This is a genomic window from Arsenicicoccus bolidensis DSM 15745, assembly GCF_000426385.1.
Lineage (GTDB): Bacteria > Actinomycetota > Actinomycetes > Actinomycetales > Dermatophilaceae > Arsenicicoccus > Arsenicicoccus bolidensis.
Window position 1 is genome coordinate 1 of the sequence record NZ_AUFG01000010.1, and the last position, 23136, is coordinate 23136.

At 71.3% G+C, this 23136-nt stretch carries 27 protein-coding genes and 2 pseudogenes; 15 read left to right on the plus strand and 14 right to left on the minus strand.

Features of this window, described 5'->3' with window-relative positions:
* Window positions 1–174 (minus strand): annotated as a pseudogene (locus K313_RS23425) (IS256 family transposase); the annotation flags it as partial.
* 213 nt (window positions 175–387) lie between these two features.
* Between K313_RS23425 and K313_RS0107345 the strand changes: the two are divergent.
* The gene (locus K313_RS0107345; protein ID WP_029211069.1) at window positions 388–573 is read left to right on the plus strand and encodes a hypothetical protein; all 186 of its coding nucleotides are present in this window, start codon (window positions 388–390) and stop codon (window positions 571–573) included.
* Between the two features lie 180 nt (window positions 574–753).
* Here the strand turns inward: K313_RS0107345 and K313_RS22240 are convergent, their stop codons facing one another.
* A complete protein-coding gene (locus K313_RS22240; protein WP_029211070.1) occupies window positions 754–1287 on the minus strand; it encodes a hypothetical protein in 534 nt (177 codons plus the stop codon).
* Between the two features lie 11 nt (window positions 1288–1298).
* Here K313_RS22240 and K313_RS0107355 point away from each other — a divergent pair, with 11 nt between their 5' ends.
* Window positions 1299–1724, plus strand: a complete 426-nt coding sequence (locus tag K313_RS0107355) for a PPOX class F420-dependent oxidoreductase (protein ID WP_029211071.1) — start codon at window positions 1299–1301, stop codon at window positions 1722–1724.
* A 51-nt stretch (window positions 1725–1775) separates the two neighbouring features.
* Here K313_RS0107355 and K313_RS0107360 read toward each other — a convergent pair whose 3' ends face one another.
* The 4 genes from K313_RS0107360 to K313_RS0107375 all read right to left on the minus strand — a co-directional run bounded on the left by K313_RS0107360 (window position 1776) and on the right by K313_RS0107375 (window position 5312).
* Window positions 1776–2186, minus strand: a complete 411-nt coding sequence (locus tag K313_RS0107360; protein ID WP_169516828.1) for a thioredoxin domain-containing protein — start codon at window positions 2184–2186, stop codon at window positions 1776–1778.
* 59 nt (window positions 2187–2245) lie between these two features.
* A complete protein-coding gene (locus tag K313_RS0107365; RefSeq protein WP_029211073.1) occupies window positions 2246–3556 on the minus strand; it encodes a metal-dependent hydrolase family protein in 1311 nt (436 codons plus the stop codon).
* Window positions 3557–3629: 73 nt separating this feature from the next.
* Window positions 3630–4391 carry an alpha/beta fold hydrolase gene (locus K313_RS0107370; RefSeq protein WP_029211074.1) on the minus strand — a complete coding sequence of 254 codons (762 nt, stop codon included), beginning with the start codon at window positions 4389–4391 and terminating at the stop codon, window positions 3630–3632.
* A 39-nt stretch (window positions 4392–4430) separates the two neighbouring features.
* Window positions 4431–5312 carry a fumarylacetoacetate hydrolase family protein gene (locus K313_RS0107375; protein ID WP_240483953.1) on the minus strand — a complete coding sequence of 294 codons (882 nt, stop codon included), beginning with the start codon at window positions 5310–5312 and terminating at the stop codon, window positions 4431–4433.
* A 159-nt stretch (window positions 5313–5471) separates the two neighbouring features.
* Here K313_RS0107375 and K313_RS0107380 point away from each other — a divergent pair, with 159 nt between their 5' ends.
* From K313_RS0107380 to K313_RS0107395, 4 genes and pseudogenes are all read left to right on the plus strand, one after another.
* Window positions 5472–6128 (plus strand): FadR/GntR family transcriptional regulator, encoded by a 657-nt coding sequence (locus K313_RS0107380; protein WP_029211076.1) that lies wholly within the window; start codon window positions 5472–5474, stop codon window positions 6126–6128.
* 86 nt (window positions 6129–6214) lie between these two features.
* A pseudogene (locus tag K313_RS20420) lies at window positions 6215–6675 on the plus strand (phage tail protein).
* A 143-nt stretch (window positions 6676–6818) separates the two neighbouring features.
* Window positions 6819–8069 carry a hypothetical protein gene (locus K313_RS0107390; RefSeq protein WP_029211077.1) on the plus strand — a complete coding sequence of 417 codons (1251 nt, stop codon included), beginning with the start codon at window positions 6819–6821 and terminating at the stop codon, window positions 8067–8069.
* Complete coding sequence (locus tag K313_RS0107395; protein ID WP_156911222.1) at window positions 8056–9156, plus strand: hypothetical protein; 1101 nt, start codon at window positions 8056–8058, stop codon at window positions 9154–9156. The genes K313_RS0107390 and K313_RS0107395 overlap by 14 nt, the downstream gene beginning before the upstream one ends.
* Before the next feature lie 57 nt (window positions 9157–9213).
* On the opposite strand, the gene K313_RS0107400 is transcribed toward K313_RS0107395, so the two are convergent.
* Together K313_RS0107400 and K313_RS0107405 are read right to left on the minus strand one after the other, a co-directional pair.
* A complete protein-coding gene (locus K313_RS0107400; protein ID WP_029211079.1) occupies window positions 9214–9705 on the minus strand; it encodes a GNAT family N-acetyltransferase in 492 nt (163 codons plus the stop codon).
* Between the two features lie 245 nt (window positions 9706–9950).
* Window positions 9951–11870, minus strand: coding sequence for a glycosyl hydrolase family 28-related protein (locus K313_RS0107405; RefSeq protein ID WP_029211080.1), 1920 nt, complete (start codon window positions 11868–11870; stop codon window positions 9951–9953).
* A gap of 151 nt (window positions 11871–12021) precedes the next feature.
* Between K313_RS0107405 and K313_RS0107410 the strand changes: the two genes are divergently transcribed.
* Together K313_RS0107410 and K313_RS0107415 are read left to right on the plus strand one after the other, a co-directional pair.
* Window positions 12022–12810 (plus strand): MerR family transcriptional regulator, encoded by a 789-nt coding sequence (locus K313_RS0107410; RefSeq protein WP_029211081.1) that lies wholly within the window; start codon window positions 12022–12024, stop codon window positions 12808–12810.
* A gap of 31 nt (window positions 12811–12841) precedes the next feature.
* Window positions 12842–13195 carry a VOC family protein gene (locus K313_RS0107415; RefSeq protein WP_029211082.1) on the plus strand — a complete coding sequence of 118 codons (354 nt, stop codon included), beginning with the start codon at window positions 12842–12844 and terminating at the stop codon, window positions 13193–13195.
* 141 nt (window positions 13196–13336) lie between these two features.
* On the opposite strand, the gene K313_RS0107420 is transcribed toward K313_RS0107415, so the two are convergent.
* Together K313_RS0107420 and K313_RS0107425 are read right to left on the minus strand one after the other, a co-directional pair.
* Window positions 13337–13681, minus strand: a complete 345-nt coding sequence (locus tag K313_RS0107420; protein WP_029211083.1) for a hypothetical protein — start codon at window positions 13679–13681, stop codon at window positions 13337–13339.
* 97 nt (window positions 13682–13778) lie between these two features.
* On the minus strand, window positions 13779–15368 hold the full coding sequence (locus K313_RS0107425) for a molybdopterin-dependent oxidoreductase (protein WP_029211084.1): 1590 nt from the start codon (window positions 15366–15368) through the stop codon (window positions 13779–13781).
* Between the two features lie 91 nt (window positions 15369–15459).
* On the opposite strand from K313_RS0107425, the gene K313_RS0107430 reads away from it, so the two are divergent.
* The 4 genes from K313_RS0107430 (at window position 15460) to K313_RS0107450 (ending at window position 18694) form a co-directional block, all read left to right on the plus strand.
* Complete coding sequence (locus tag K313_RS0107430; protein ID WP_029211085.1) at window positions 15460–16548, plus strand: alpha/beta fold hydrolase; 1089 nt, start codon at window positions 15460–15462, stop codon at window positions 16546–16548.
* A 155-nt stretch (window positions 16549–16703) separates the two neighbouring features.
* Window positions 16704–17066, plus strand: a complete 363-nt coding sequence (locus K313_RS0107435; protein ID WP_029211086.1) for a DsrE family protein — start codon at window positions 16704–16706, stop codon at window positions 17064–17066.
* A 391-nt stretch (window positions 17067–17457) separates the two neighbouring features.
* Window positions 17458–18267: a helix-turn-helix domain-containing protein gene (locus K313_RS0107445; RefSeq protein ID WP_029211088.1), complete on the plus strand. Its 810-nt coding sequence runs from the start codon at window positions 17458–17460 to the stop codon at window positions 18265–18267.
* Window positions 18268–18286: 19 nt separating this feature from the next.
* A complete protein-coding gene (locus tag K313_RS0107450) occupies window positions 18287–18694 on the plus strand; it encodes a VOC family protein (protein WP_029211089.1) in 408 nt (135 codons plus the stop codon).
* 41 nt (window positions 18695–18735) lie between these two features.
* Here the strand turns inward: K313_RS0107450 and K313_RS0107455 are convergent, their stop codons facing one another.
* Entirely contained in the window at window positions 18736–19773 is a 1038-nt protein-coding gene (locus tag K313_RS0107455; RefSeq protein WP_029211090.1) for an alcohol dehydrogenase catalytic domain-containing protein, read from the minus strand.
* Window positions 19774–19982: 209 nt separating this feature from the next.
* Here K313_RS0107455 and K313_RS0107460 point away from each other — a divergent pair, with 209 nt between their 5' ends.
* Window positions 19983–20513 carry a DUF1697 domain-containing protein gene (locus tag K313_RS0107460; protein WP_029211091.1) on the plus strand — a complete coding sequence of 177 codons (531 nt, stop codon included), beginning with the start codon at window positions 19983–19985 and terminating at the stop codon, window positions 20511–20513.
* Between the two features lie 23 nt (window positions 20514–20536).
* On the opposite strand, the gene K313_RS23430 is transcribed toward K313_RS0107460, so the two are convergent.
* Entirely contained in the window at window positions 20537–20704 is a 168-nt protein-coding gene (locus K313_RS23430; RefSeq protein ID WP_156911224.1) for a hypothetical protein, read from the minus strand.
* A gap of 88 nt (window positions 20705–20792) precedes the next feature.
* Here K313_RS23430 and K313_RS20425 point away from each other — a divergent pair, with 88 nt between their 5' ends.
* Window positions 20793–21074 (plus strand): mycoredoxin, encoded by a 282-nt coding sequence (locus tag K313_RS20425; protein WP_019286801.1) that lies wholly within the window; start codon window positions 20793–20795, stop codon window positions 21072–21074.
* A gap of 36 nt (window positions 21075–21110) precedes the next feature.
* A complete protein-coding gene (locus tag K313_RS0107475) occupies window positions 21111–21608 on the plus strand; it encodes a metallophosphoesterase family protein (protein WP_029211092.1) in 498 nt (165 codons plus the stop codon).
* A gap of 82 nt (window positions 21609–21690) precedes the next feature.
* Here K313_RS0107475 and K313_RS0107480 read toward each other — a convergent pair whose 3' ends face one another.
* Window positions 21691–22545: an NAD(P)H-binding protein gene (locus tag K313_RS0107480; RefSeq protein ID WP_029211093.1), complete on the minus strand. Its 855-nt coding sequence runs from the start codon at window positions 22543–22545 to the stop codon at window positions 21691–21693.
* On the minus strand, window positions 22538–22930 hold the full coding sequence (locus K313_RS0107485) for a DUF2237 family protein (RefSeq protein WP_019286798.1): 393 nt from the start codon (window positions 22928–22930) through the stop codon (window positions 22538–22540). The genes K313_RS0107480 and K313_RS0107485 overlap by 8 nt, the downstream gene beginning before the upstream one ends.
* Window positions 22931–23136: the final 206 nt, after the last annotated feature.

The window sequence follows — 23136 nt, forward strand, 5'->3', positions numbered from 1 at the left end:
CAGCCGCCGACCCGCCTCGTCGAGCTCGTCGACGAACGCGTCGATGTAGGCGGCGACCTCGGCCTGCAACGCGACGGCAAGCATCTGCCGAGCGCCGTCCCGGACGATCTCATCAAGCAGCGACCCACCGGCCGACTCGTTGGACACCTCGACGTCGTGGACTACCTTGAGCATGAGCGCACCTTCCCGAACCAGCGCGCCAACGCCGGTCCAGATCAGAGTTCTGTGACTACGAGATCTTCCTCGGGAAGGTGCGCTCCATCGCGTTCACCCCGCCGAGGACCATCCACAGGTTCTGATCATTGCTCGCAGCGCGGCGACGTCGCCCGCAACGCCGGCGGCGACCTCGCGGCCGCCCTCGCGCGCGTCACTGCCAAGGTCTTCGTCATGCCGATCGAGCAGGACATGTTCTTCCCGCCGCGCGACTGCGAGCCCGAGGCCGCGATGACGCCGGGCGCCGAGGTGCGGATGCTGCACAGCATCGCCGGCCACTACGGGCTCTTCGGCTTCGAGCAGTCCTACCTCGACGGGCTGGACGCGCACCTGCGCGAGCTCCTCGACACCCCCGTCTGACCCCGCCTCATCGCGACTGTGGGTGAGATCGCCGAAGACCACCGGCGATTTCACCCACGGTCGAGGGAGGGGCAGGGGTCGTCGGCCCTCCCGCCGAGGACCCGGGGGGTGGGCGTGTGGGGGATGAGACCCGACCCGTTGGCCGCCGCCGCTGCCCCAGCAGATGACCGACCCCGCGGCCTAGTCTCGACCTCGCCGTCCAGGCGGAGCCGACCGGCCGGCAACCCGGGGTGTGCGCACCCGCCGACCTTGAGGAGTCCCGCGACGCAGGGTGGCGCGAGCATCGGCGCGGCGGGCCGCCGTGAGGTGGGGAGCCGCGAGCGCCTCGATGCGTTCCCACGGGATGACTTCGCGGACGGCGCGACACTGGCTGGCCCCCCGGGCAGGACCTGCCTCGACTGCGGCGATCGCCCGTCGCACCGTGTCGGGGTCCTCACCGAGGGCCTCGGCGAGCCAGAGCAGCCCGGGGGCGCACTGGAACCGGTTGTAGGCCAGGCGCGGGACCGTCGAACCCTGCTTGCGCCCGTAGGCGCCGACGCTCGGACCCAGCCCGGCGTCGAGCCAGTCCCCCGAGCCATGCACGAGGTGGTAGGCGGCGTGAGGGACGGCGAAGACCAGCACGGAGCCGAGCCCCAGCGCGGCCAGGTCGCGGCTGCGGCGCCATACCGCCGCTGACAGGATCGGGACCGGGGGCGGGAGGCGGCAGACCGCCATACGCTGCAGGCATGAGCGAGGAATTCCTCCACCGTATCCTGGAGCTCCCGGACCGCACCGGGGTCCTGACCACGATCAAGCGCGACGGCCGACCGCAGATGTCGGTCGTGAGGCATCACTACGACCCGGCCACACGCACGCTGTCCGTCTCGGTCACCGACGACCGCGCCAAGACCCGCAACCTGCGGCGGGACCCGCGAGCCAGCTTCCTCGTGGCCGGCGACAGCCAGTGGGAGTATGTCGTCGCCGAGGGCACCGCCCGGGTGGGCGAGGTGGCGAGCGATCCGCACGATGCGGCGGCGGACGAGCTGGTCGAGCTCTACCGCCAGCTGAGCGGCGAGCACCCGGACTGGGAGGAGTACCGCGCGGCGATGATCGAGCAGCGACGCCTCGTGCTGCGCATCGTGGTGGACCGCGTCTATGGCATGGGGCCGTGACGCGCGGGCGCCTCGCGGGACGTGGTGTCGGAGCCCGCGCTCAGGCGTCGCTCACTCCGTGCACTGCGGTGCTGCAGTGGTCGTGGGCATGGGTGACGCGGGCCGCTTCGTCGTGACCGCACTGATGTGAGGACGCAGGGCCTGCGCGATCGCCAGCTCGTCAGGATCCCCGTCGTGGCTCTGCTCGTGAGCCAGTGCCGCCCGAAGGATCGCCCCGGTCAGCAGGGCATCACCCGGGTCGAGCCCGCTGAGGCGGATTCGCGTCTTGAACGGGGCATCGATGGCCACGACCCCGTGGTTGGGGCAACCACCGAGGCACTGGACGAACCGGGCGCGGAGCGGCCTTCCGTCCACCTGCTCGGGCCCGTTCTGGGCCATCAGGGCGGCCTGCATGCGGGGGCCGAAGGAGCCTCGGTTGGGCCGGTCATAGCGGGGACAGGTCCCGCAGATAAGAATCGTCATGATGGTGGGTGCGAAGGTGGGGCGGGCCAGCCGTACGTCGCGGCCGCCCGCCCCACCCGTCACGGTCGCTGCAGGACCGTCTCGGCCGCGGCGTCGTGAATGATGTCGGCGGCGTCGCTTGGTGCGGGTGGACGGAATGCTTCGTCCTCAGGTTCCTTGTGGAAGCGGCCGTCCTTCATGACGAAGTCCATCTTGGAGGGGTCCTGGAGAATGGTGATGTCCTCGAGGGGGTCACCATCCACGACGATCAGGTCGGCGAGGTAGCCCGGTTGCACCTTGCCCAGCTCATCGGGCTGCAGCATGATCTCGCCGCCCCACGCCGTCGCCGCGATGATCGCCTCCATCGGCGTGAAGTCGAGGAGCTCGACGAAGTGCTGCAGGTCCCTGGCATAGGTGCCGTGCGGGGTCCAGGCGAACCCGTAGTCTCCACCAGGCAGGATTTTGACGCCCCGGCGGTGCATCTCCTTCAGTCCCGAGATGGCCGCATCCAGCTCACGCCTGTAACCAACCGCCTCGGCTGCCTCCTGGGGGAAGCCGAAGGCCTCCGCCTCGTACAGGGTCGCAACGAGCCAGTTCAGTCCCGGCGCCACGAACACCCAGTCGCGGTTGGCCTCGAGCAGGTCGAGGCCCTCGGCGTCCGTGTAACTGGCGTGATAGATGATGTCGACCTTGTGCCGCAGGCACATCTTGACGCTCTCTGCGGAACGTGCGTGGGCGCATACCCGGCGCCCTCGACGGTGCGCCTCGGTGACGGCCGCGGCGACCTCCTCGTCGGAGAAGTAGGTGTCCTCGGCGTGCTTGGACCCCGTGATCTCCTCCCCGGTCATCGAGAGCTTGATCTGGTCCACGCCGATGTCGACCAGCTCGCGCACAACTCGGCGCATGCCTTCGGGGCCATCGGCGAACTTGGTGATGCCCTTGACCAGAGCACCTCCGGTGACGGCGATCTCAGGTCCGTTGGCGAGATATCTCGGGCCGGGGAATCGACCGGCAGCGATGGCGTCGCGGCAGACGACGTCCAGACGGTCCTTGGCGGACGCGGCGCCCAAGCACATGGTGTAGCCCGAGTCGAGATAGGTCCGCGCAGACTCGAGGGCGAACAGGAGGTGCTCCTCCACCGGGAGCGTTCCGAGACCGTCCAGGTCTGCACTGTTGTTCCACGTGAAGTGCGTGTGGGCGTCGCACAGCCCGGACATCAGCGTTCGGCCGCGTCCGTTGATGGTGCGCGCGCCCTCAGGGGTCGCGTCGACGTGCCCGACCTGACGGATCCGTCCGTCCGTCACCAGGACGTCGCCCCGGTATGGCTGTGCACCAGTGGAATCGATGATGTTGACGTCCCGGAAGTGGACGGCGTTGCTGGTCGTACTCATGACTGCTCCTCGTTGAGCGTGCAGGTCGGGATGGTGGTAGGGCAAGACGTGTGGGGAGATCTCTCCACTTGATTCAGAGATGAGCGACGAGCTGCTCGGTGACCTCGGTAGCTGCCTCCAGGGCCGTCCAGTGACCCACGCCCGGGAGGATGACCACCGAGGCGTTGTCGCGAGCCTCGGCGAGGCGCTGGCTGGCCGCCGGCGGTCCCACCTTGTCCTCGTCACCGGTGATGAGGAGCAGGGGGAGGTCAGCAGGCAGGGCGCCAGGCTCGGTCGCATTGGCGAGCGCCTCACAGTTGCGGGCATAGCCCTCAGGGTCTTGGCGCATGATCAGCTCGCGTACGAAGGCGGCCACCTCGGGCTTTGACTCGCGCGTCTGCGCGGACAGGGCGTTGGCCACGACGCCCGGCGCGACGGCCGCCGTGCCCTGGTCGCGCAGCAAGGCTGCGCGATCCCGCTGTGCCTGTCGAGCGGCCTCGGCAGGCACGTCGACGGCGCCGAGGAGGACCACGCTGCGGACGAGGTCTGGGTGACGGGACGCGAAGGATCGCACGACCAGGGTGCCCATGGAGTGGCCGACCACGTCAGCCGGCCCGCAGGCGAGCTCCCCGAGCACGGCTGCAAGGTCGTCGGCGTGGGATTCGATGCTGATGTCGGCGGCGAGCTCTGACCGACCGGCGCCGGCGCTGTCGACACGGATGACCGTGTGGTTGTCCTGCAGCGCGTCGGCCTGCACCTGGTAGAAGTTCGAGGTGCCACCCAGACCATGGACCATGAGAACGGCCGGTCCGCTGCCGCTGATCTCGACAGCCAGTTCGTGTCCGTTGATGTTCATTGTGTTCCAGCTCCTTCGGGTTGGGGCATGTCTGAGGGCTCAGGCCACGCTGTTGCGCTGGGAGCCAAGCCCGGTGATGGAGACCTCGACGACGTCGCCGCTGGTCATGAACTTTGGTGGCTCGAAACCGATCCCGACCCCGGCCGGCGTGCCGGTCGCGATGATGTCTCCCGGTTGGAGGGTGATGCCGGCCGAGATCGTCTCGATGAGGGTGGGGATGTCGAAGATGAGGTCAGCCACGGTGGCGGACTGCCGCATCTCACCATTGACGAAGCTCTCCACGCGGAGGGTGGTCGGGTCCGGGATCTCGTCTGCGGTCACCGCCAGTGGGCCCATGGGGCAGTGGGTGTCAAGGGACTTCCCGATCAACCACTGCTTGTGCTTGCGCTGCAGGTCGCGGGCGGTGAAGTCGTCGATGATCGTGTAACCCCACACGTGCTCCGCTGCTTGCTCCCGCGAGATGCCGCGTCCGCCCACGCCGATGATGACGCCCAGCTCGGCCTCGTAGTCCAGCTCTGAGGTGACCCCGGGGTGGGGGTCGATGTCGTCGTAGGGTCCGGTGACCGAGCTGGGAGCCTTGGAGAACACCACCGGAAATTCGGGGATGGCCTCGGAACGGTCGGGGGAGTCGTAGCCAGATCGTCCGAACTCGACCACGTGCTCCCGGTAGTTCTTGCCGACGCAGAAGATGTTTCGCCGGGGCACCGGGATGGGTGCGAGCACCCGGACCGACGAGACGGCTGTCGAGGGCAGGTCTGCCGGCTGGGCGAGCTGCGGGGCCAGCGTCGACCAGCGCTCGATGAGGTTGACGAGATCGGCTCCCCCCGGCAGTGTGCCGGTGAGGTCATGGACGACGGCGGTGTCGCCCTCCCCCGTGACCAGACCGACTCGACGGACCGAGTCCCCGTGGGTGAAGGTCATGAACTTCATGCTGCTCCAATCGAGACCATTACGACCAATATAGACCATCTCCAGAGTAGAGCGGCTCGTCCCCTGCCGTCTACCCCTAGATTCCTGCGGGCAGCGTCGCGACCGTGCTGGCCTATTGGTCTGAATTGGTTCATCGGGTTAGACTTGGGCATGCTCAGCCCGGATCGCGCGTTGCGTGCCCTCGTCGAGGACGGGATCTCCCGTGGTGAGCTGGCGCCTGGTTCCAAGCTGCCGACGGAGCGTGAGCTCGTTGCGACGCTGCAGCTGCCGCGAAGTGCTGTCCGCCGTGCGCTGTCCCGCCTCGAGCAGGAGGGGATGGTGGTGCGCGAGGTGGGCCGGGGGACCTTCTTGCGGGAGAGCTACGTGGCGGAGGGGGTGGCCAGGGACGCCAGTCCGGCGGACATCATGCAGGCGCGCATGGTCCTCGAGCCCTCCGTCGCCGTCCTTGCGGCGCATGCGGCGACCCAGGCGGATCTGTCCCGCATCGCCAGCTTCGCCGATCAGGGAGGCAGGTCGGAGGACTTCGACAGCTTCGAGACGTGGGACAGCAAGTTTCATCGGGCGATCGGCGAGGCGACGCACAACGATCTGGTCCTGGCCATGTTCGACGTCATCAACGCTGGTCGCGCGCTCCCCGTGTGGGGAAGCCTCAAACGGCGCACCTCCACACCGGAGCGACGACGCTGCTATCACCAGCAGCACGTCAGCATCCTCGAGGCCCTCAACGACCGTGACCCTGCTGGGGCCGAGCGCGCGATGCGCGCTCACCTGAAGTCCGTCACGGACAACCTGATCGGCAACGCCTGACCGCGGTCGCGCGGTGATGCGTTCAGGGCCCCGTCGGGACTTCCACCGGCACACTGGAAGCATCCACCCTGACTCGAGGAGCCTGCGTGAGTCAACGCGTCGATTTCACGAACGTGTCCGCCCAGGGCCTGGAGTCCTCCGCGGTCAGCGATGCGCTCGCCGGGCTGAGGGCGAACGAGGCGCGCTACTTCCACACGAAGTACGGGCACGAGTTCACGGTCAGCGAGGCCGCCGACGCCCCCGACACCGTCGCGTGGGTAGCCGGCATCCTCGAGGATGAGCGCGGCACCGTCATCGCCTCGCGCCCGCTGCAGGTGGCCGTCTGCGACGTCGACGGGATCCACTGGGTGCATGTCTTCACGAGTCCGGGCTCGGGGTCAACGTGCTCTGGACCGTCGAGCCGGGCGGGAAGCGCGCGGTGGGCTTCAAGCTGTCGGAGGGGATGGACGTCCCGGAGGAGCTGTCGTCCTTCAAGTTCGCTCGGCAGAAGTCGAAGCTCGCCGGCGTCATCCGCGGGTCCTACTTCGTGATCAAGGGTGAGTACTGACCTCCTCCCTAGGGTCGTGGGTACGCGGCTCCGGGATTCCTGACGAGTGTCAGGGTTGGATGCGCCCAAAGACCGTCCTCTCCCTGGCCATCGCGACTACGGTCAGCGAGGGTGGGACACGCTTGCAGCGGACGGGGGAGCACATGGATCACGAGATCGACCTGGTGAGCGACGGCGATGGCGTGGCAGTCATCGGAGATGAGGCTGCCGTCGAGCGCTTCTTGGCCGCGGAAGGTCTGGAGTCCAGGGACCTCGGGCTGCCGCGGCTCACGAGCGCCCTTGCAACCGGGGGAGCTACCAGTCAGATGACCTCCGTCATCGCCGCCAATTCCGGGCGTTGGGTGAAGCTGACGCCAGACTCCGCCAAGGCGCTGCCCACCTTCGAGGCCATGCAGGGCTCTAGCGCTGGCGTGAGTCGAGCCGTTCTCACACAAGAGGGCAAGATCAAGCAGATCTTGGAGTTCACGACGGGCCCCGGAGCACTGCTGGCCAACCCGGCTGTGCTGGCGGGTGCCGCCGGCATCATGGCCCAGCTGGCGATGCAGCAGACCATGGACGAGATCACTGACTACCTCGCGACGATCGACGAAAAGGTCGATGACATCCTGCGCGGGCAAACGGACGCGGTTGTGGCGCGCACGATCGGCGCCGGCCTCGTGATCCAGGAAGCCATGACGATCCGCGAGCACGGTGGTCGCGTCAACGAGGTCACGTGGTCCAAGGTGCAGGCCGTGCCGGGCACGATCGCCGAGACCCAGGCTTACGCCTTGCGCCAGCTGGATGGGATCGCTGAAAGGCTGGAGCGCAAGAAGGCCGTTGGCGACCTGGCCAAGACGGCGCGCGACGCCGAGTCGGCCGTGCGCGAGTGGCTCGCCGTGCTGGCCCGGTGCTTCCAGCTGCATGACGCGATCTCCGTCCTCGAGCTGGATCGAGTGCTCGCAGCAGCCCCGGACGACCTGGAGGCACACCGACTCGGCATTCACGCAGCACGTGGGGACCGGCGCACGCTCATCGCCCAGAGCACCGAGCGACTGATCGCACGCATGGACATGGCCGCAGACCTGGCCAACAGCAAGGTCCTCCTGCACCCGGCGGCCTCAGGTGCCGTGGTTCGGTCGAGGAATGCGGTCGCCGCCACGGTCAACGACTTTCACGAGCTGCTCGGCGTCCAGGGGGACAGGCAATCCCTTGAGGCCAGGCGATGGAGCGACGCTGCATCGCAGGTACGTGACCGGGCACTCGAGTCAGGTGCGGAAGGCGTCGATGCCGCCTGGCGCCGCGGTGACGAGGCGTTCACTCGAGCGCGGCTGATCGGCGGCCGGGTCTCGCGCGCGGTTGTCGAGCGCGCACCCCGCCGGCGCGACATCGACAAGGATCCCGATGACAAGTCCTGAACAGCGTGCACCCGCAGTGGCGGCGCCCAAACCGCCAGACGGTGGGGCCCATCGGCCCCTGCTCGGCCGCCTCGCCGGGCTGGGTTGGTTCACCCAGATGGGAGAACCGGCAGCGACCCAGGCCGTGTGGATGCTGCTCGATGATCCCCTCCTGCGACAGGCGATGGTCGAGTACCTGGGGCGACGAACCCAGGTCGATCTCACTGGCGTCGAGTGGTTCGTGCCGGAGGTTGTGCATCTGGATCGTGCTCGCCCGGATCTCGAGGGGATGCAGGTGGTCGAGGGCGAAGCCGTTCCCCGGGTGGTCGTCGAGATGAAGTTCGGAGCCGGTCTCGGCACCGAGCAGATCGTGGCCTATCTGCGCAACCAAGACGCCCGGCTTGGGAGCTCCCCTGGCGCCATCGTCCTTCTGGTTCCGCGACAGAGACGCGCCGAGGCGGAGCGCGTGCTCGCCGCCAGCCTCGACCTGTGGAAGGGCGGTCTCGTAGACAGGGACGTGGGCCATGCGGTGGTGACCTGGGACGAGTGGCTGGATGTCTGGGACGACGCTGCTGCGACTGTGCCCTGGGGACCGCAGTCGATAGCCGCTGACGTGGCCCAGCTACGTGCCATGTGCGCCACCCTGTCCGGAAATTTCATCGCCCCTTTCTCTGGTCCCGATCTCGTGGGTTGGCGCGAGCGCGAGGGCGACCTGCAACAGTTGGTGAGGGAGGTCACCAGGGGCTTGACGGATCCCAGCTCGCGTCTCTTGCCCGCGCGGGACATGGGCGCATTCTGGGGGAGATATGTCTATGTCTGGCCGGGCCGCGATAGTTACTACGCTGTGGCCGTCGTTCCGAGGCTTGCCGCCGTGGGTGGTACACCCCTCTGGGTCTTGTTCCACCAACAAACGGATCTGTTCCACCTCATCCGCGCTCGGATCCTGAGCAGCGTCGCTGGGCGTAATGCTCGGCAAGATGACGGATCTCTGTGGCTCCCTCTGACCGTGCATGAAGGTCTGGCTGGGGTCGAGCTGATCGAGTCAGTGACAGCGCAGGTCAGAGAGATCGTCGCCGTCGCGACCCAGCCTGACGACGACGTGGGATAGCACTGGCCACAGGTGGCCTGGGTCTTGCGCGCCCGATGATTGACGCGACCCACGTTGTCAGGCCGGGCCGGCTGAACCCGTCCACCGGATCTCGCCGTCGACCATCACGTCGGTGGGGGTGAGACCCAGGTGTGTGGCGACGCGGGCGGACACCTCGTGGTCGGGGTGGATGTGGGCGACGAGGTGGTGCACGCCGCGCCGTGCCAGCTCCTTGACCATGAGGCGGGCGGCGCCGGTGGCGTGGCCGCGGCCCTGCCAGGGCCTCCCGATCACCCAGGAGATCTCGGCGGTGTCGCCGTCGACCGGCACGGTCGCCTGCACGTAGCCCACCGGCCGTTGGTCGGGGCCTGCCAGGACGATCCAGTTGAGCCACTGCTCGGAGCCGTCCGCCGAGCGTCCGACGACCTGCCGGGCATAGCGGGCGGCCAGCTCCTCGCGGGTGGGCGGCTCGCCGCCCGTGAACAGATGGAGCGACGGGTCGGCGAGGACCTCGACCATGGCGTCGGCGTCCGCGACGCGCAGCGGCCGCAGGGACAGGGCGGGCGTCATACGGCCAGTTGATCGGCACCCCACGAGGTCCGCAACCCCGATCCCCGCCGGACACAGTCTATTGACCGATCGTCAGGAGCCTGGACCGATCCCGTCAACGCTCCTGACGCTACGAAAATCGGTGGCCCGACGCCACGCTCACGCACCGCTCCCACCCCTCACGCCCCGCGACCACGGACGCCGTGCGCCAGCACGACGGCACCCCGACCCCCGAGAGATGAGGGTCGGGGCGCCGCACGGAGCGGTCAGCGCGTCGCGACGGGATAGCTGACGACCGTCGACGGCCCCGGGTTCGTGGCGTCCACCGGAGCGCCGACGCCGTTGACCACGGAGTCGATGCCGCCGTCGCCGTCGAGCCACCGGGTCAGCAGGTGGTTGAGCCGCACGCCGGGCTTGGTCGGGGCGACGAACGCCGTCGTCAGGTGGATGCCCTGACGCTGGTTGAAGAAGCTGTAGCTGCCCATGCCCCAGCCCTCGAAGGACCGCACTCCAGACGTGACCTGGAACGCGGGGTAGCCCTTGAAGGTGGGGGTCATCATCCACGCGGACTGGGAGGGCACGTCGTACGGCTTCTCGTTCTGGAAGAAGTAGACGCGACCGCGCTCGCCGTTCCAGACCACCTCCGTGCGCAGGAAGTGCTCGACGAACAGGCCGTATGCCGTGACGTCGTCCCCGTTGACGATGACGCCGTGATCAGCCGGGTTGGTGGTCCAGCCGACGCCCTCGCCGTGGTCGGCGCGCCATGCCCAGATGTTGTCGAGGATGACATCGGAGGCGTCGACCGTCACCGCCGTCGTCGTCGACCCGGCCGCCGCGCCACCGACGCGCAGGAAGACGTCAGACACCAGGGTGGGGGTGCTCCCCGCGCCGGCCGACCGACGCTTGGAGCCCGCGTTGCCGTGCGCGTCGCCGACCTGGAGGATCGTCTTGGAGCGCTTCGGCCCGGCGTCGAGCATGACCCCGCTGATCGTCACCCCAGGCACGGACGACGTCGCGATCACGGGCTGCCCCGTCCGCTGCGAGAGGGCGGGCAGCCCCAGGCCGACCACGACCGTCTCGGGCTGCGTGACCCTGATCGTCTGCTGCAGCGAGTAGGTGCCCGGGGTGAGGAGCAGGTGCTTCCCCTCGCGCAGTGCCTTGTTGATGGCGGGCACGCGGGACGACGGCGAGGCGATGACGAACTGGTCCAGCGGGATCACGCGGCCCGAGGTCGTGGACGGGCCGGCGCTGTCCGTGCGGACGCCCGGCACGAGGACGCCGCGGGTGCCGTCCGGCTGCGTCACGAGCCGCGGCGTCTCCCGGACGACGGGGGTGCGGTCGATCGTCGTGTAGGGGCCGGGGTCGGTGCCCGGGAAGGTCGTCGCGGGCGCCGCGGGTGAGCCGACGAACATCTGGTTCCACACGCCGTTGCTCCACCCGGGCAGGGTCGTGTTGCGGACGAGGAACTGCTGCTGCGAGCCGTTGACGACCGGCGGCCCCGTGAGGGTCGAGTTCGCGATGAAGCCGCCGCTCGCGTACTGCGGCCCGGCGGTGCAGTAGTCCATGAGCGTGGTGCGGCCGTTGATGACGACGTCGCGCATCGGCGCGGCCTGCGAGACCGCCCAGAACTGGGTGTCCTTGCGGCAGCCCTCGCCGCCGGCGACGTTGATCGTGAGGTTCGACAGCGAGCGCCAGAAGTTGTTGAGCGCGATGCAGCCGTTGGCGTCGCACTGGTTGTAGACGTTGATCGAGCCGTGGACGACGACGTCCGCCGGCGTCCGCCCCAGCCCGGCGACCTGCGTCCCGTAGCCGACCTGGACGACGAGCGGGTTCGCGGCGGTGCCGTAGGTGCCGGGCTCGAAGACGATGGCGTACCGCTCGGGCCCGAAGTGGTTGGGGACCTGTCGCTGCGCCACCGTGTCGAACACGCTCCGGATCTGCTCGACGCGCATCGTCGGCTTCATCACGAGCACGTTCGGACCCAGCTGGGGGTCGGCATAGGGGGCGAGGTCGACGGCCGCAGCCAGGGACCCAGCCACCGACGCAGCAGGCAGATGGGCCGGCAGGATCGAGGCGCCGGTCGACGCACCGGCCGGAGTCAAGGCCCCGGCCGAGAGCGTGAGGACCAGGGCGGCCGTGCCGATGACTCGTCGTGCGCCGGTGGTGGCGAGGGGGTTTCGCATCATGACTCCTTCGTGATGAGGCTGGGGGTGGAGCAGGCGTGCGCCAGGTGATTCATGATGCGCTCACCCATGGGGCAGGTGCCGCAGATCACGTCGAACCGACGCGAGCGGAGGGGGTTGACCCTCCCACGACGGGAGACGTCACGATGTGGCCATGACCCTCGTCCCCATCGGCACCTTCGCGCGGATGACCCACCTGAGCATCAAGCGGCTGCGGCACTACCACGACAGCGACGTGCTGGTCGCGGCCCGCGTCGACCCGCGCACGGGCTACCGCTACTACGACGTCCGCCAGGCCGAGGACGCGCGGCTCGTCGCCACCCTCCGCAGCCTGGACATGCCCCTGCCGCGCATCGCCCAGCTCGTCCGCGCCGACGAGGCCGACCGCACGGCGCTGCTGGCCGGCCACCTCGACGACCTGCAGACGACGCTCGCCGCCACCGGCGAGGCGGTCGCCCAGGTGCGCGCGATGCTCGAGCCGGGCGTCGAGATCGACGTCGAGCTCCGCCACCTCCCGCCGCTCCTGGCGCTCACCCAGCGCGCCCGCGTGGAGCGCAACGACATCAACGCCTGGTGCGCGGACGCCTTCGGCGCGCTCTATGCCCAGCTCGGCGCGCGCCTGCCCGCCGGACCCGGCGCCGCGACCTACGCCGACGCGTTCTTCGCCGACGACGTGGGCGAGGTCGTGGCGTTCGTGCCCGTGAGCGAGGGCGACGATGCCGTCACCATCGCGGGAGGCGCCTACGCGGTCGCCATACATGAGGGGCCGTTCACCCAGGTGAGCCGGACCTATGCCGCCCTGGGCCGCCACGTCTCCGCCGCCGGCATCGGGCTGGCCGGCCCCATCCGCGAGACCTACCTGGTCGGCCCGCCGACCGTTCGCGACCCCAGCCGCTATCGCACCGAGATCGCCTGGCCGATCTCTCACCCACCCGCATCCTGACCGTCGATCCGCCACTCACCCAGGAGAACTCATGTCCCTCACCCTCGGCGCCGTCACGTTCGACTGCCTCGACGTCACCCGCACCGCCACCTTCTGGTCCCAGGTCCTCGAGCGACCCGTCGACGCGGGCGCCAGCGAGTTCTTCGCCGCGATCGGGATGTATGGCGACGGGCCGGGCTGGTTGTTCCTGCGGGCAGAGCCCCGGGCTGCGGGCAAGGCCCCCGTGCACGTCGACCTGGTGGACCCGGACTACCCGGCCGAGGTGGAGCGCGTCGTCGCGCTGGGCGCCGAGCGCGTCGCCGACTTCGACGAGTACGGCGTCCGGTGGACGACGCTGCTCGACCCCGAGGGCAACTGCTTCGACATCGGCCGCCGCCACGCCTGACCTGCCACCGCTCTGCGGATCCGTGCCCGCCGCGGTCGCCCGCCCCGGGACGACGGAGGGGGACGACAGAGCGGGGCGACGGAGGGGCACGACAGAGCGGGACGGCGCCGAGGGCACCGTCCCGCTCTGTCAGGCGAAGTGTCAGCGGCGAGTGGCGTCGCCGTCGTCCAGGACACCGGTGTCACGGTCCCCGCGGGGCCCGGCGTCGCTGTCGCTCAGCCGGTCAGCGTCGCCGTCCCGGAACTCGTCCCGGTTGCGCTCGTCGCCTCGCAGGTCGTCACCGTGGTCGAGGTCGTCGGTGTCGCGGCCGTACTCCATCGGATCGATGACGCGCACGTCGGCGTCGGAGTCGGCGTCGACGAGGTCCGCCCGGGACAGCTCGCCGACCTCGGGGCCGAGGAGGAGCCGGGCCGAGCCGGCCCAGGCGACGCGAGACCGGATCGTGTCCGACTCCCGAATGGCCAGACCTGAGCCGACCTGCAGCACGACCCCGACGCACTCGATGTTCGTCGAGCTCAGGAGCCCCGACCCGCCGCTGCCGGCTGAGCTTGGACGGGCCCGCCGAGGCTGACCGACCGGCAGGTCAGGAGACGGTGACCGAGATCGTGTGGTGGCCGCTCGCGCCGTTCGGCGCGGGTGGGGCCGGCTCGGCGGTCTCGGGCTGCCCGGTCGCGTCGACGGCTCGGATGGCGATCGTGTGCCGCCCCGACGTGGCCGGCCACTCGTAGACCCACTGGCGCCAGGCGTCGGACGTGGCGTCCGCGCCGAGCCGGGCGTCGACCCAGGGGCCGCCGTCGACCTGCACCTGCACGCCCGTGATCCCGCGGTGCTGCGCCCACGCGACGCCCGCCACGGCGACGGTGCCGGCGGCCACGGTCGCCCCGTCGCGGGGGACGTCGATGCGGGACTGGGTCTTGACCGGACCGAGCGCCGACCAGCCGCGCGGCGTCCAGTAGCCCTGGTCCGCCGCGAAGGTCGTCACCTTGAGCTCGGTCACCCACTTCGTGGCGCTGACGTAGCCGTAGAGCCCGGGCACGACCAGGCGCACCGGGAAGCCGTGCTCGGGCAGCAGGGGTTGGCCGTTCTGCGCGACGACGAGCAGCGAGTCCCGGTCGTCCGTCATCGCCTCGAGCGGCGTGCCGGCCGTGAAGCCGTCGACGCTCGTGGACAGCACCATGTCGGCGCCCGGGCGAACCCCGGCCTCGCGCAACAGCTCTCGCACGGGCCACCCGGTCCAGACGGCGTTGCCGTTGAGGGTGCCGCCCACCTCGTTGGAGACGCACATCAGCGTCACCATCGACTCCTGCATGGGCTTGGCGAGCAGGGTCGCCCAGTCGAGGGTGACCTCGCGGTCGACCAGGCCGGTCACCCGCAGGGACCAGCCGGCGGGGTCGACCTGCGGCACGACGAGCGCCGTGTCGATGCGGTAGAAGTCGGCGTTGGGCACGATGAACGGCGTCACGCCGGCGATGCCCAGGGAGGCGCCCGCGGGCACGACGACGGGCTTGGCCACCTTGGGCACCACGAACGCCGCCCGCGCCATCGCCCCGGCTCGCGCGCCACCCGCCACGACGCGTCCCACCGCCACGGCTGCAGCCCCCGCCACGACGGCGGCGACGCCCGACCCCAGCAGGACCCGCCGCGACACCGGCCGCGGCTCGGTCATGGAGACGGCCGCCACGGTTGCCGAGGCAGGAGCCGCCCAGCGCGAGAGCGCCCACATCCCCGCCAGGCCACCGAGCAGCAACGGGACCAGGTCGGTGACGGCGGCCTGGGGGCGGGACAGCACCGCGGCCATGGCGACGCCGACCAGCAGAGCGAGGGCGACCAGGGCGCCCCGCGCCGTGCGGAGCGCCAGGAGCCCGATGCCGCAGGCGAGCACCACGAGGGTGACGGCGATCCCGGCATACAGCACGGCCTTGTCGTGGGTGCCGAAGGTCGCGACGGCAAAGTCCTTGAGCCACGGGGGAGTCCGGTCGACGAAGGCACCCCCGACCGCGTCGATCGGGGAGGGCGTGCCGCTGGACCAGGTGGCCCGCTGCGCGAAGCCGGCCAGCAGCTCGGCGACGCCGACGGTCACCGCTCCCGCTGCCAGGCCGACGATCGCTCCCCGAGCGGCCGGGGAGACCCGGTCGCCTGGCCTGTCCGATGTCGCGCCGCCGTCGAGGTTCACGCCACTGACGCTATGCCTGGACCCTGGGAGGTGTGGTCCTGCGCCTGCGACGAGCCTGGGCGCCGCGCGAGGCGGGGGCTAGCCTTGGTCCATGAGGAGCGGCGTTCCTCGCGACAGCCCTCAGCGAGTGCGGTTCTGCCGATCGTCCGACGGGACGACGATCGCCTACGCCGTCCACGGGGCCGGGCCCCCGCTGGTTCTCGACAGCTGCTGGCTGAGCCACCTCGAGTTCGACTGGCAGTCGCCGGTATGGCGTCACTACCTCGTCGAGCTGGGGCGCACGCGCACGGTGGTGCGGTTCGACGAGCGCGGGCACGGGTTGTCCGACCGCGAGGTCACCGACTTCGGGCTCGAGCGGCGCATCGAGGACCTCGTCGCGGTGGTGGAGGACGGGGGGCTGGAGCGGTTCGCGCTGATGGCGATGGCGCAGGGCGGCCCGGTGGCGCTGCACTACGCGGCGCGGCATCCCGAGCGAGTGACGCACCTGGTGTGCGCCAGCACCTACGCCGGCGCCCTGCGCCACGTCACCGACGACGACCGCGAGCTGGAGGCGGCCTTCGAGGCGATGATCCGCGCGGGCTGGGACCGCCGGGACCCCGTCTTTCGCCGGGTCTTCACGTCGATGATGATCCCGGACGCGACCGAGGAGCAGATGCGCTGGCTCGACGACCTGTACCGCCGCGCGGTGAGCGCGCGCACGGCCTACGAGTCCCGCCGGCAGCGGGGTCAGGCCGATGCGACCGACCTGCTGGCGACCCTCGACGTCCCGACCCTGGTGGTGCACTCGCGGCACGAGCGGATGAACGACGTCGAGCACTCGCGGATCCTCGCCCGCGGGATCCCGGGCGCCCGACTGGTGCTGCTCGACAGCCGCAACCACATCCTGCTCGAGGACGAGCCGGCCTGGCCGGTGTTCCTCCGCGAGGTGTCGGCCTTTCTCGCGGAGGGCGCGGACGGTGGTGTCGCGCCGGCGGTCTCGGCGCGCGAGCTGCTCACCCCGCGCGAGGGCGAGGTGCTGGCGCTCGCGGCGCAGGGGCTCGACAACGCCGGCATCGGCGCCATCCTGTCGCTCAGCGTCCGCACCGTCGAGCGGCACCTCCAGAACGCCTATGCCCGCCTCGGCGTCGGCGGCCCCACGGCACGCGCGGCCGCCGTGGCGCAATGGGTCCGCGAGGGCTGAGCGAGCACGAGCGGGCGGGGGCGGGCGGGGGCGACTACGCGCGGGCTGGGCGCGCGGCCTCGCGTTGGGTGGCGGCACCGATGCGATCCCGTGGCGTGCCGGCCTAGCGTCGGCTTGTCGGGCCGAGCAGCGGCCCCCAGCACGAGGAGCGCACCATGAGCAAGGCAGCCATCAGCCTGACCACCGGCCTGGAGGACCCGGAGCGCGTCACCGTCGCGTTCCTCGTCGCCGTCGGCGCCGCGGAGTCGGGCCGAGAGACCACGATGTTCCTCACCAAGGAGGCCGTGCGCCTCGCCGTCGACGGGGTCGCCCGGGGGGTCGCCTGCGACGGGTGCCCGCCCCTGCCGACCCTGCTCTCGCGGTATGCCGCCGCGGGCGGCACCATGATCGTCTGCGGGATCTGCGTGGACGCCAAGGGGCTCGACCCGTCGACCTTCCTCGACAACGCCCGCCAGGGTGGGTCCGTCCAGCTGTGGGAGTGGATCGGCGACGAGGGGGCCACGACCTTCAGCTACTGAGACTCGGGGCGGCAGGCGCCGTCGCGCGGGACATCACCCGCGATCCGCCCGATGACCGGGGGGTGAGCGGCCCCTCCGCGGGACTCGCTGATCACGCTCGCCGACGCGCGCTTCTCCGTGAGCGAGATCTCCCACCTCGACTCCGGTCGGCCCTCATCGCCGCCCTCGCGGCCCGCCACCCGGCCGTCGAGCAGCTGACCGCGGACCTGGAGGCTGGCCTCGCCCGGCTCCACGACCCCGCCATGGAGAGACCGGCCGCCTGGACCCTCGCCAACATGGCCTTCGCCCGCGGCCGCGTCGTGCGGGCGGTTCGTCATACCGGGTCCGCCCTCGCACCCGCATGCCGCAGCCACCCTCGACGGGCCGTCCTGCACGTGCCAGCCTGGACGCCATGCAGCACGACCGGCGGGTGCACCCCGCTCTGGCGGGCCTGGTCCACCGGATGTCGGGCTATGACCTGCGCCTCGACCCGCGCGCGGTGCACCACGGCGTGCCCGGCCCGAGCGCGACCGTCATCATCAGCTTCGACGAGCCGCTCGACGTGACCTGGTGCGACCAGCCCGACGCGCGTTCGCGGCAGTGGCTGCTCGCCTCCGGGCTCCACACCCGCCCGGCGCTGATCCGCACCCACGGCGTGCAGCACGGCATCCAGCTGGACCTCACGCCGGCCGGCTGCCGTGCGCTGCTGGGGGTGCCAGCCGCCGCGATCGCCCGCGGTCTCGTCGCCCACGCCGACCTGCCCACGGGCATCCCCCACGACCTGCACGAGCGGCTGGCGGGGCTGAATCGGTGGGGCTGGGACGCGCGGTTCGCCCTGCTCGAGGAGCATCTGCTGCAGGTTGCCTCCCGCGAACGGTCCGTCGTGCCAGACGATCTCGCGCACGCGTGGCGGCTGCTCGACCGCCGGGGCGGGCGGGTGACGGTGTCCGGCCTCGCGTCCGAGGTGGGCTGGTCGCGGCGCCACCTGGTCACCCGCTTCACCGGCGAGTTCGGGCTGCCGCCGCAGGAGGTCCGGCAGCTCCACAGGTTCGGTGCGGCGATGCGCCTCGCGCGCGCCGGGCAGCCGTGGGTCGAGGTCGCCGCCCGCGCGGGGTATGCCGACCAGGCCCACCTCAGCCGCGAGTTCCGTGCACTCGCCGGGCAGACGCCCACGCAGTGGCGGTCCGAGGTGTTCCCCATCGTTCAAGACGATCCGGCGTGAGCCGCAGGAGGCTGGAGCCATGACCACACCAACCCTGTTCCACAGCGTCCACTTCGACGACGCCGACGCGGGCCTGACCTTCCTGCGGGCGCTGGGCTTCGACGAGCGCGCGGTCCACCGCGACCCCGACGACCCGAGCACGGTCGTGCACGCCGAGCTCGCCTGGGGCGCCGCCGGTGGCGTCATGTGCGGCTCCGCGGGGCGGGCCGTCCCGTCCGGCAGCGACTACCAGCGGCGCGTCGGCGTCGCCACCTGCTATCTCGTCGTCCCCACCGACGAGCAGGTCGACGAGGTCCACGAGCGCGCCCTCGCGGCGGGCGGCACCTCGCTCATGGCGCCGTCGGACCAGGACTACGGCGGCCGGTCGGCCTCGGTCGCCGACCCCGAGGGCAATCAGTACTCCATCGGGTCCTACGCGGGGGCGTGAGGGCGGGCCGGGGCCGTGCAGCCGTGCCAGGCCCGGGCGCGTCAGCGGCGGGGATCGATGATCGTGATGCCGGCGGGCGCGGCCGTGTCCATCGCGGGCAGCAGCCGCACCGCGTCCGCCAGGCCGACGACCCGCTCGACCAGGCCCTGCGGTCGCAGCGCACCGCCCTCGATCAGCGCCAGCATCCCGGGGTAGTCCGCGGCCGCCATGCCGTGGCTGCCGAGCAGGTCGAGCTCCCAGGCGATCACGCGGTCCATGGGGAGGCGCGGATGGCCGTCCACGGGCGGCAGCAGACCGACCTGCACGTGTCGCCCGCGTCGGCGCAGGCTGAGCACGGCGCTCGCGGCGGTCTGCTCGCTGCCCACCGCGTCGACGCTGACGTGCACCCCGCCGGTCAGGGCCTGCACCTCGGCGGGGACGTCCACCCCGGTCTCGCTGAGGACCGTGCTGGTCGCGCCCATCGCGGCGGCGCGCTCGAGCGCCCCGACCGACCGGTCCACCGCGACGACCCGCGCCCCGAGCGCGCTCGCGACCATGACCGCGCTGAGCCCGACGCCCCCGGCCCCCACGACGCACACCCACTCGCCGGGCTGCACGTCGGCACGAGCGGTGAGGGCGCGGTAGGCCGTCGCGAACCGGCAGCCCAGGCTGGCCGCCGCCTCGGTCGTGACGCCGTCGGGGATGGCGACGAGATTGGTGTCGGCGGCGTGCAGCACCACCCGCTCGGCAAAGGATCCCCAGTGCGTGAAACCGGGCTGCTCCTGCGCGGGGCACACCTGCGCCTGACCGGTGAGGCACCAGTCGCAGCGTCCGCACCCGCACACGAAGGGCACCGTCACGCGATCGCCGACCCGCCAGCGCGAGACGCCCGTGCCGACGACGCTGACCACGCCGGCCAGCTCGTGCCCTGGCACGTGGGGCAGCGCGACGTCGTCGTGCCCGGCCCAGGCGTGCCAGTCGCTGCGGCACAGTCCCGTGGCGTGCACGTCGACGACCACCCCGCCCGCGGGCGGCGCGGGGTCGGCCACCTCCCGCACCTGCAGCGGCCCGGCCAGCTCGTCCATCACGACAGCACGCACGCTCGCTCCTCTCGACTGCCCGCGAGTCTAGGTGCCCGCCCGTCGAGCCCGCCCTCCCGCCTCCCTCCCGCCCTCCTTCGTCGAGAGGCGACAAATGGGGGTGATGAGCCGGCCACAACCCCCATTTGTCGCCTCTCAACGGGTGGGTGGGCGCCTCTCGACGGGGTGGGCGGGGGCGTCTCGGCGGGGTGGTCGGGGAGGATGGCGTCATGAGCACCTGGATCGGCTTCCTGCGGGCGATCAACCTCGCCGGCAAGCGGACGTTCTCGCCCCAGCAGATCGTCGCGTGCCTGGAGGCGGCGGGGTTCACCGACGTCGCCACCCACATCAACACCGGCAACGTGCGCCTCACCACGACGATGCGCTCGCGCGACAAGGTCGTCGCCGCGATGGAGCGGGCATTCCTGGACGACAGGGGATTCGAGGTGCCGGTGGCGCTGCTGACGCCGGCGGAGGTCCGCGCGGTGGCCGACGAGTTGGACGAGGTCGGCGAGGGGCACGAGGGCAGGCACTACGTGTCCTTCCTGCCGCAGGAGCCGTCCGCGGAGGTGGTCACTGCGCTGCACACCCTCGAGGCTCCCGGCGAGCGGGTCGTGTCCCGTGGGCGGGCCGTGCACCTGCTGCTCGGCCCCGACTACCACCGGTCGCGACTCACCAACACGGCCGTCGAGCGCGTCGCAGGGATGGCCACCAACCGCAACCGCACCGTGGTCGAGGCGATCGCGACCAAGTGGTGCTGAGACGGGTCGCCCGGATGGGGCAGCTACGGCGCGCCGGAGTGCGAGGGCGCGGCCGCCCTGGGTGCCCAGGGCGCCAACGGCTGGTCCGAGGTGTGGAGCGGCCAGGACACGCCGACCTGCGCGACCCTGCGGTCCAGGGCGCCGGGCATGCCCACCTCGATCGTCGACACGTGCGTGGGTGACGCAGGCAAGGCAGAGCCTTGGCGTCCGGCGCGCTGATCGGCTCGAGCCGGGGCGGGGCTGCGGAATCGCGCGGCTCGCCCCGGTGTTGGGGAGGGCATGAACGTGAGCGAGATCCTCCCCCCCGGCGTCGCCCTGCCGCAGGCCGGCACCATCACGATGTTCTCCACCACCTGGTGCGGCTACTGCCGCCGCCTCAAGGGCGACCTCGACCGCGCCGGTATCGGCTACACCGAGGTCAACATCGAGGACTCGTCCGCCAGCGCCGAGCTGGTCGAGACCATCAACCACGGCAACCAGACGGTGCCGACCGTGGTCTTTCCGGACGGCAGCTCGGCCACCAATCCCTCGCTGGCCGAGGTCCGTTCGCGGCTCGGCTGAGTCTCCCGTGCCGTCGCCCTCGCCGTGGTCAGCCGTATGACGCGGCTGCTGGTGGTCGCGGACACGCACGCTCCCCGGCGCTGGAAGTCCGTGCCGCCCAGGCTCGTTCCCCTGCTGGAGGGGGCGGACCTCGTGCTGCACGCGGGTGACGTGTGCGTGCCGGCGGTGCTCGACGAGCTGTCGGCCTTCGCGCCCGTCCGGGTCGTCCTCGGCAACAACGACGGCCCGGAGGTCGCCGCGTGGGGAGGCGGCGTCCCGGAGACGATGTCGCTCGAGGTCGACGGCGTCCGCCTCGCGATGATCCACGACGCCGGTCCCCGGCAGGGGCGAGGGCGGCGGATGCGGCGGCGGTTCCCGGAGGCCGACGTGGTCGTCTACGGCCACTCCCACATCCCCATGGACCTCGTGGAGGACGGGACGCATCTGTTCAACCCCGGGTCGCCGACCGACAAGAGGCGGCAGCCGCGGCACACGGCCGGGATCCTCGAGATCGCCGCAGGCGAGCTCGTCCGCCACGAGATCGTGGCCCTCTGAGGCTGAGGCGTCCTTGCGCCTGGCGCGCGTCATCGGGTGAGTCCGCTGCTCGTCGACGAGCAGCAGACTCACCCGATCCGCGTCAGACGGTGAGGCCGAGCCCGGTCAGCAGGGCGCGGTAGCCCTCGCGATAGGTCGGGTGCTGCAGCGTGAAGCCGGTCGCCCGCAGGCGCGCGTTGGACAGGCAGCGACCCTCGGCCACGGATCGACCAGGGGTGCTGACCGACCACGAGATCCCCAGCAGCGCAGCGACATACGCGCTCAGCTCGCCGCTGGTGCAGGGCTCGTCGTCGGTGACGACGTAGAGCGGGTCCGGCGCCTCGGGGCGGGTCAGGAGATGGACGACGGCGGCCGCCGCGTCGTGCCGGTGCAGCCGATTGGTCCACCGGTGCGGGTGCGGGTCCTCGCCGCGGCGCACCTGCGCGACGATGCGGGGCTCGCGGTCGCCATACAGGCCGCTGAGCCGGGCCACCGTGCCGTGCGGCACCGCCTCCCGGAACGCCGACTCGGCCTCGAGCAGCACCCGCGAGGTCGCGCGTGACGGCTCCGGCGTGGTGGCCTCGTCCACGAGACCGGTGGCGTCGCCATACACCCCGGTCGAGGACACGAGCACGGCCCGGCGAGGTGACCGGCCCGCCCGGCAGGCTGCCTCGAGGGCACGTGACATCCCCTCGACGTAGGTGCGCCGGTAGCCGGCCTCGTCGCGCTCGTCCGCGGTCAGGCAGACGACGAGCAGGTCGGCGGACAGGTCCGGCAGGGGAGCCCGGGGGTCGGTGATGTCGGCGGAGAGGCCGGTCAACGGAGGCGGCACCAGGTCGGCGTGGCGACGCACCGCGCGCACGTCGACGCCGGCCGACGCGAGGCGCAGCCCGATCCGGGACCCGAGGTCGCCGCACCCGACGAGCGTGGCGGTCGCCCGCGCGCCCCCGTCACCCATCGAGGGAGCTGGTGTCGTCGGGCACGTCGACGGCATACGCCCGCAGCACCTCCAGCGGCACGATCCCCAGCACGGCCTGGTTGGTCGCGGCCAGCCGCACCGGCGCGGCGGCCCCCGCCTCGTGCGCCATCAGCCAGTTGCGCGCCGTCACGCACCAGGTGTCACCGGGCTGCAGCCCCGAGAAGCCGTACTGCGGGCGTGGCGTCGACAGGTCGTTGCCGATCGACCGCTGGTGCGCCAGGAACTCCACCGTGACGACCGCGCAGATCGAGTGGTGCCCCAGGTCCTCCGGACCGATCGTGCAGGTCGCGTCCCGATAGAACCCGGTCACGGGGTCCTGCCCGCACTCGTCGAGCGGACCACCGAGGACGTTGAGCTGGGTCATGGAGCCAGTATGCCGGGGCGCCGGCCCGCCGCGGGGTCCGAGATCGCCGCCAGGCCGCCGCCAGGAGGGGTTCCCGGGCGCGGGGTCCTCTGCCACCCTGGTCACGGGAGGCGAGGGCATCACGGAGGACGACCCGACCTGGTCGACACACCCGTTGACGCCGGAGCGCTTCGAGGACTTCGCCGACGTCACCAACCCCGACCGCC

What these genes read in the sequence shown, in the direction of transcription:
- K313_RS0107405 (WP_029211080.1), bottom strand. Translation starts at nt 11,870, where the DNA reads ATGATGCGAAACCCCCTCGCCACCACCGGCGCACGACGAGTCATCGGC.
- K313_RS0107480 (WP_029211093.1), bottom strand. Translation starts at nt 22,545, where the DNA reads ATGGGTGACGGGGGCGCGCGGGCGACCGCCACGCTCGTCGGGTGCGGC.
- K313_RS20425 (WP_019286801.1), top strand. Translation starts at nt 20,793, where the DNA reads ATGAACGTGAGCGAGATCCTCCCCCCCGGCGTCGCCCTGCCGCAGGCC.
- K313_RS0107395 (WP_156911222.1), top strand. Translation starts at nt 8,056, where the DNA reads ATGACAAGTCCTGAACAGCGTGCACCCGCAGTGGCGGCGCCCAAACCG.
- K313_RS0107365 (WP_029211073.1), bottom strand. Translation starts at nt 3,556, where the DNA reads ATGAGTACGACCAGCAACGCCGTCCACTTCCGGGACGTCAACATCATC.
- K313_RS0107460 (WP_029211091.1), top strand. Translation starts at nt 19,983, where the DNA reads ATGAGCACCTGGATCGGCTTCCTGCGGGCGATCAACCTCGCCGGCAAG.
- K313_RS0107410 (WP_029211081.1), top strand. Translation starts at nt 12,022, where the DNA reads ATGACCCTCGTCCCCATCGGCACCTTCGCGCGGATGACCCACCTGAGC.
- K313_RS0107360 (WP_169516828.1), bottom strand. Translation starts at nt 2,186, where the DNA reads ATGACGATTCTTATCTGCGGGACCTGTCCCCGCTATGACCGGCCCAAC.
- K313_RS0107475 (WP_029211092.1), top strand. Translation starts at nt 21,111, where the DNA reads ATGACGCGGCTGCTGGTGGTCGCGGACACGCACGCTCCCCGGCGCTGG.
- K313_RS22240 (WP_029211070.1), bottom strand. Translation starts at nt 1,287, where the DNA reads ATGGCGGTCTGCCGCCTCCCGCCCCCGGTCCCGATCCTGTCAGCGGCG.
- K313_RS0107400 (WP_029211079.1), bottom strand. Translation starts at nt 9,705, where the DNA reads ATGACGCCCGCCCTGTCCCTGCGGCCGCTGCGCGTCGCGGACGCCGAC.
- K313_RS0107380 (WP_029211076.1), top strand. Translation starts at nt 5,472, where the DNA reads ATGCTCAGCCCGGATCGCGCGTTGCGTGCCCTCGTCGAGGACGGGATC.
- K313_RS0107370 (WP_029211074.1), bottom strand. Translation starts at nt 4,391, where the DNA reads ATGAACATCAACGGACACGAACTGGCTGTCGAGATCAGCGGCAGCGGA.
- K313_RS0107485 (WP_019286798.1), bottom strand. Translation starts at nt 22,930, where the DNA reads ATGACCCAGCTCAACGTCCTCGGTGGTCCGCTCGACGAGTGCGGGCAG.
- K313_RS0107445 (WP_029211088.1), top strand. Translation starts at nt 17,458, where the DNA reads ATGCAGCACGACCGGCGGGTGCACCCCGCTCTGGCGGGCCTGGTCCAC.
- K313_RS0107355 (WP_029211071.1), top strand. Translation starts at nt 1,299, where the DNA reads ATGAGCGAGGAATTCCTCCACCGTATCCTGGAGCTCCCGGACCGCACC.
- K313_RS0107430 (WP_029211085.1), top strand. Translation starts at nt 15,460, where the DNA reads ATGAGGAGCGGCGTTCCTCGCGACAGCCCTCAGCGAGTGCGGTTCTGC.
- K313_RS0107345 (WP_029211069.1), top strand. Translation starts at nt 388, where the DNA reads ATGCCGATCGAGCAGGACATGTTCTTCCCGCCGCGCGACTGCGAGCCC.
- K313_RS0107375 (WP_240483953.1), bottom strand. Translation starts at nt 5,312, where the DNA reads ATGACCTTCACCCACGGGGACTCGGTCCGTCGAGTCGGTCTGGTCACG.
- K313_RS0107390 (WP_029211077.1), top strand. Translation starts at nt 6,819, where the DNA reads ATGGATCACGAGATCGACCTGGTGAGCGACGGCGATGGCGTGGCAGTC.
- K313_RS0107415 (WP_029211082.1), top strand. Translation starts at nt 12,842, where the DNA reads ATGTCCCTCACCCTCGGCGCCGTCACGTTCGACTGCCTCGACGTCACC.
- K313_RS0107450 (WP_029211089.1), top strand. Translation starts at nt 18,287, where the DNA reads ATGACCACACCAACCCTGTTCCACAGCGTCCACTTCGACGACGCCGAC.
- K313_RS0107435 (WP_029211086.1), top strand. Translation starts at nt 16,704, where the DNA reads ATGAGCAAGGCAGCCATCAGCCTGACCACCGGCCTGGAGGACCCGGAG.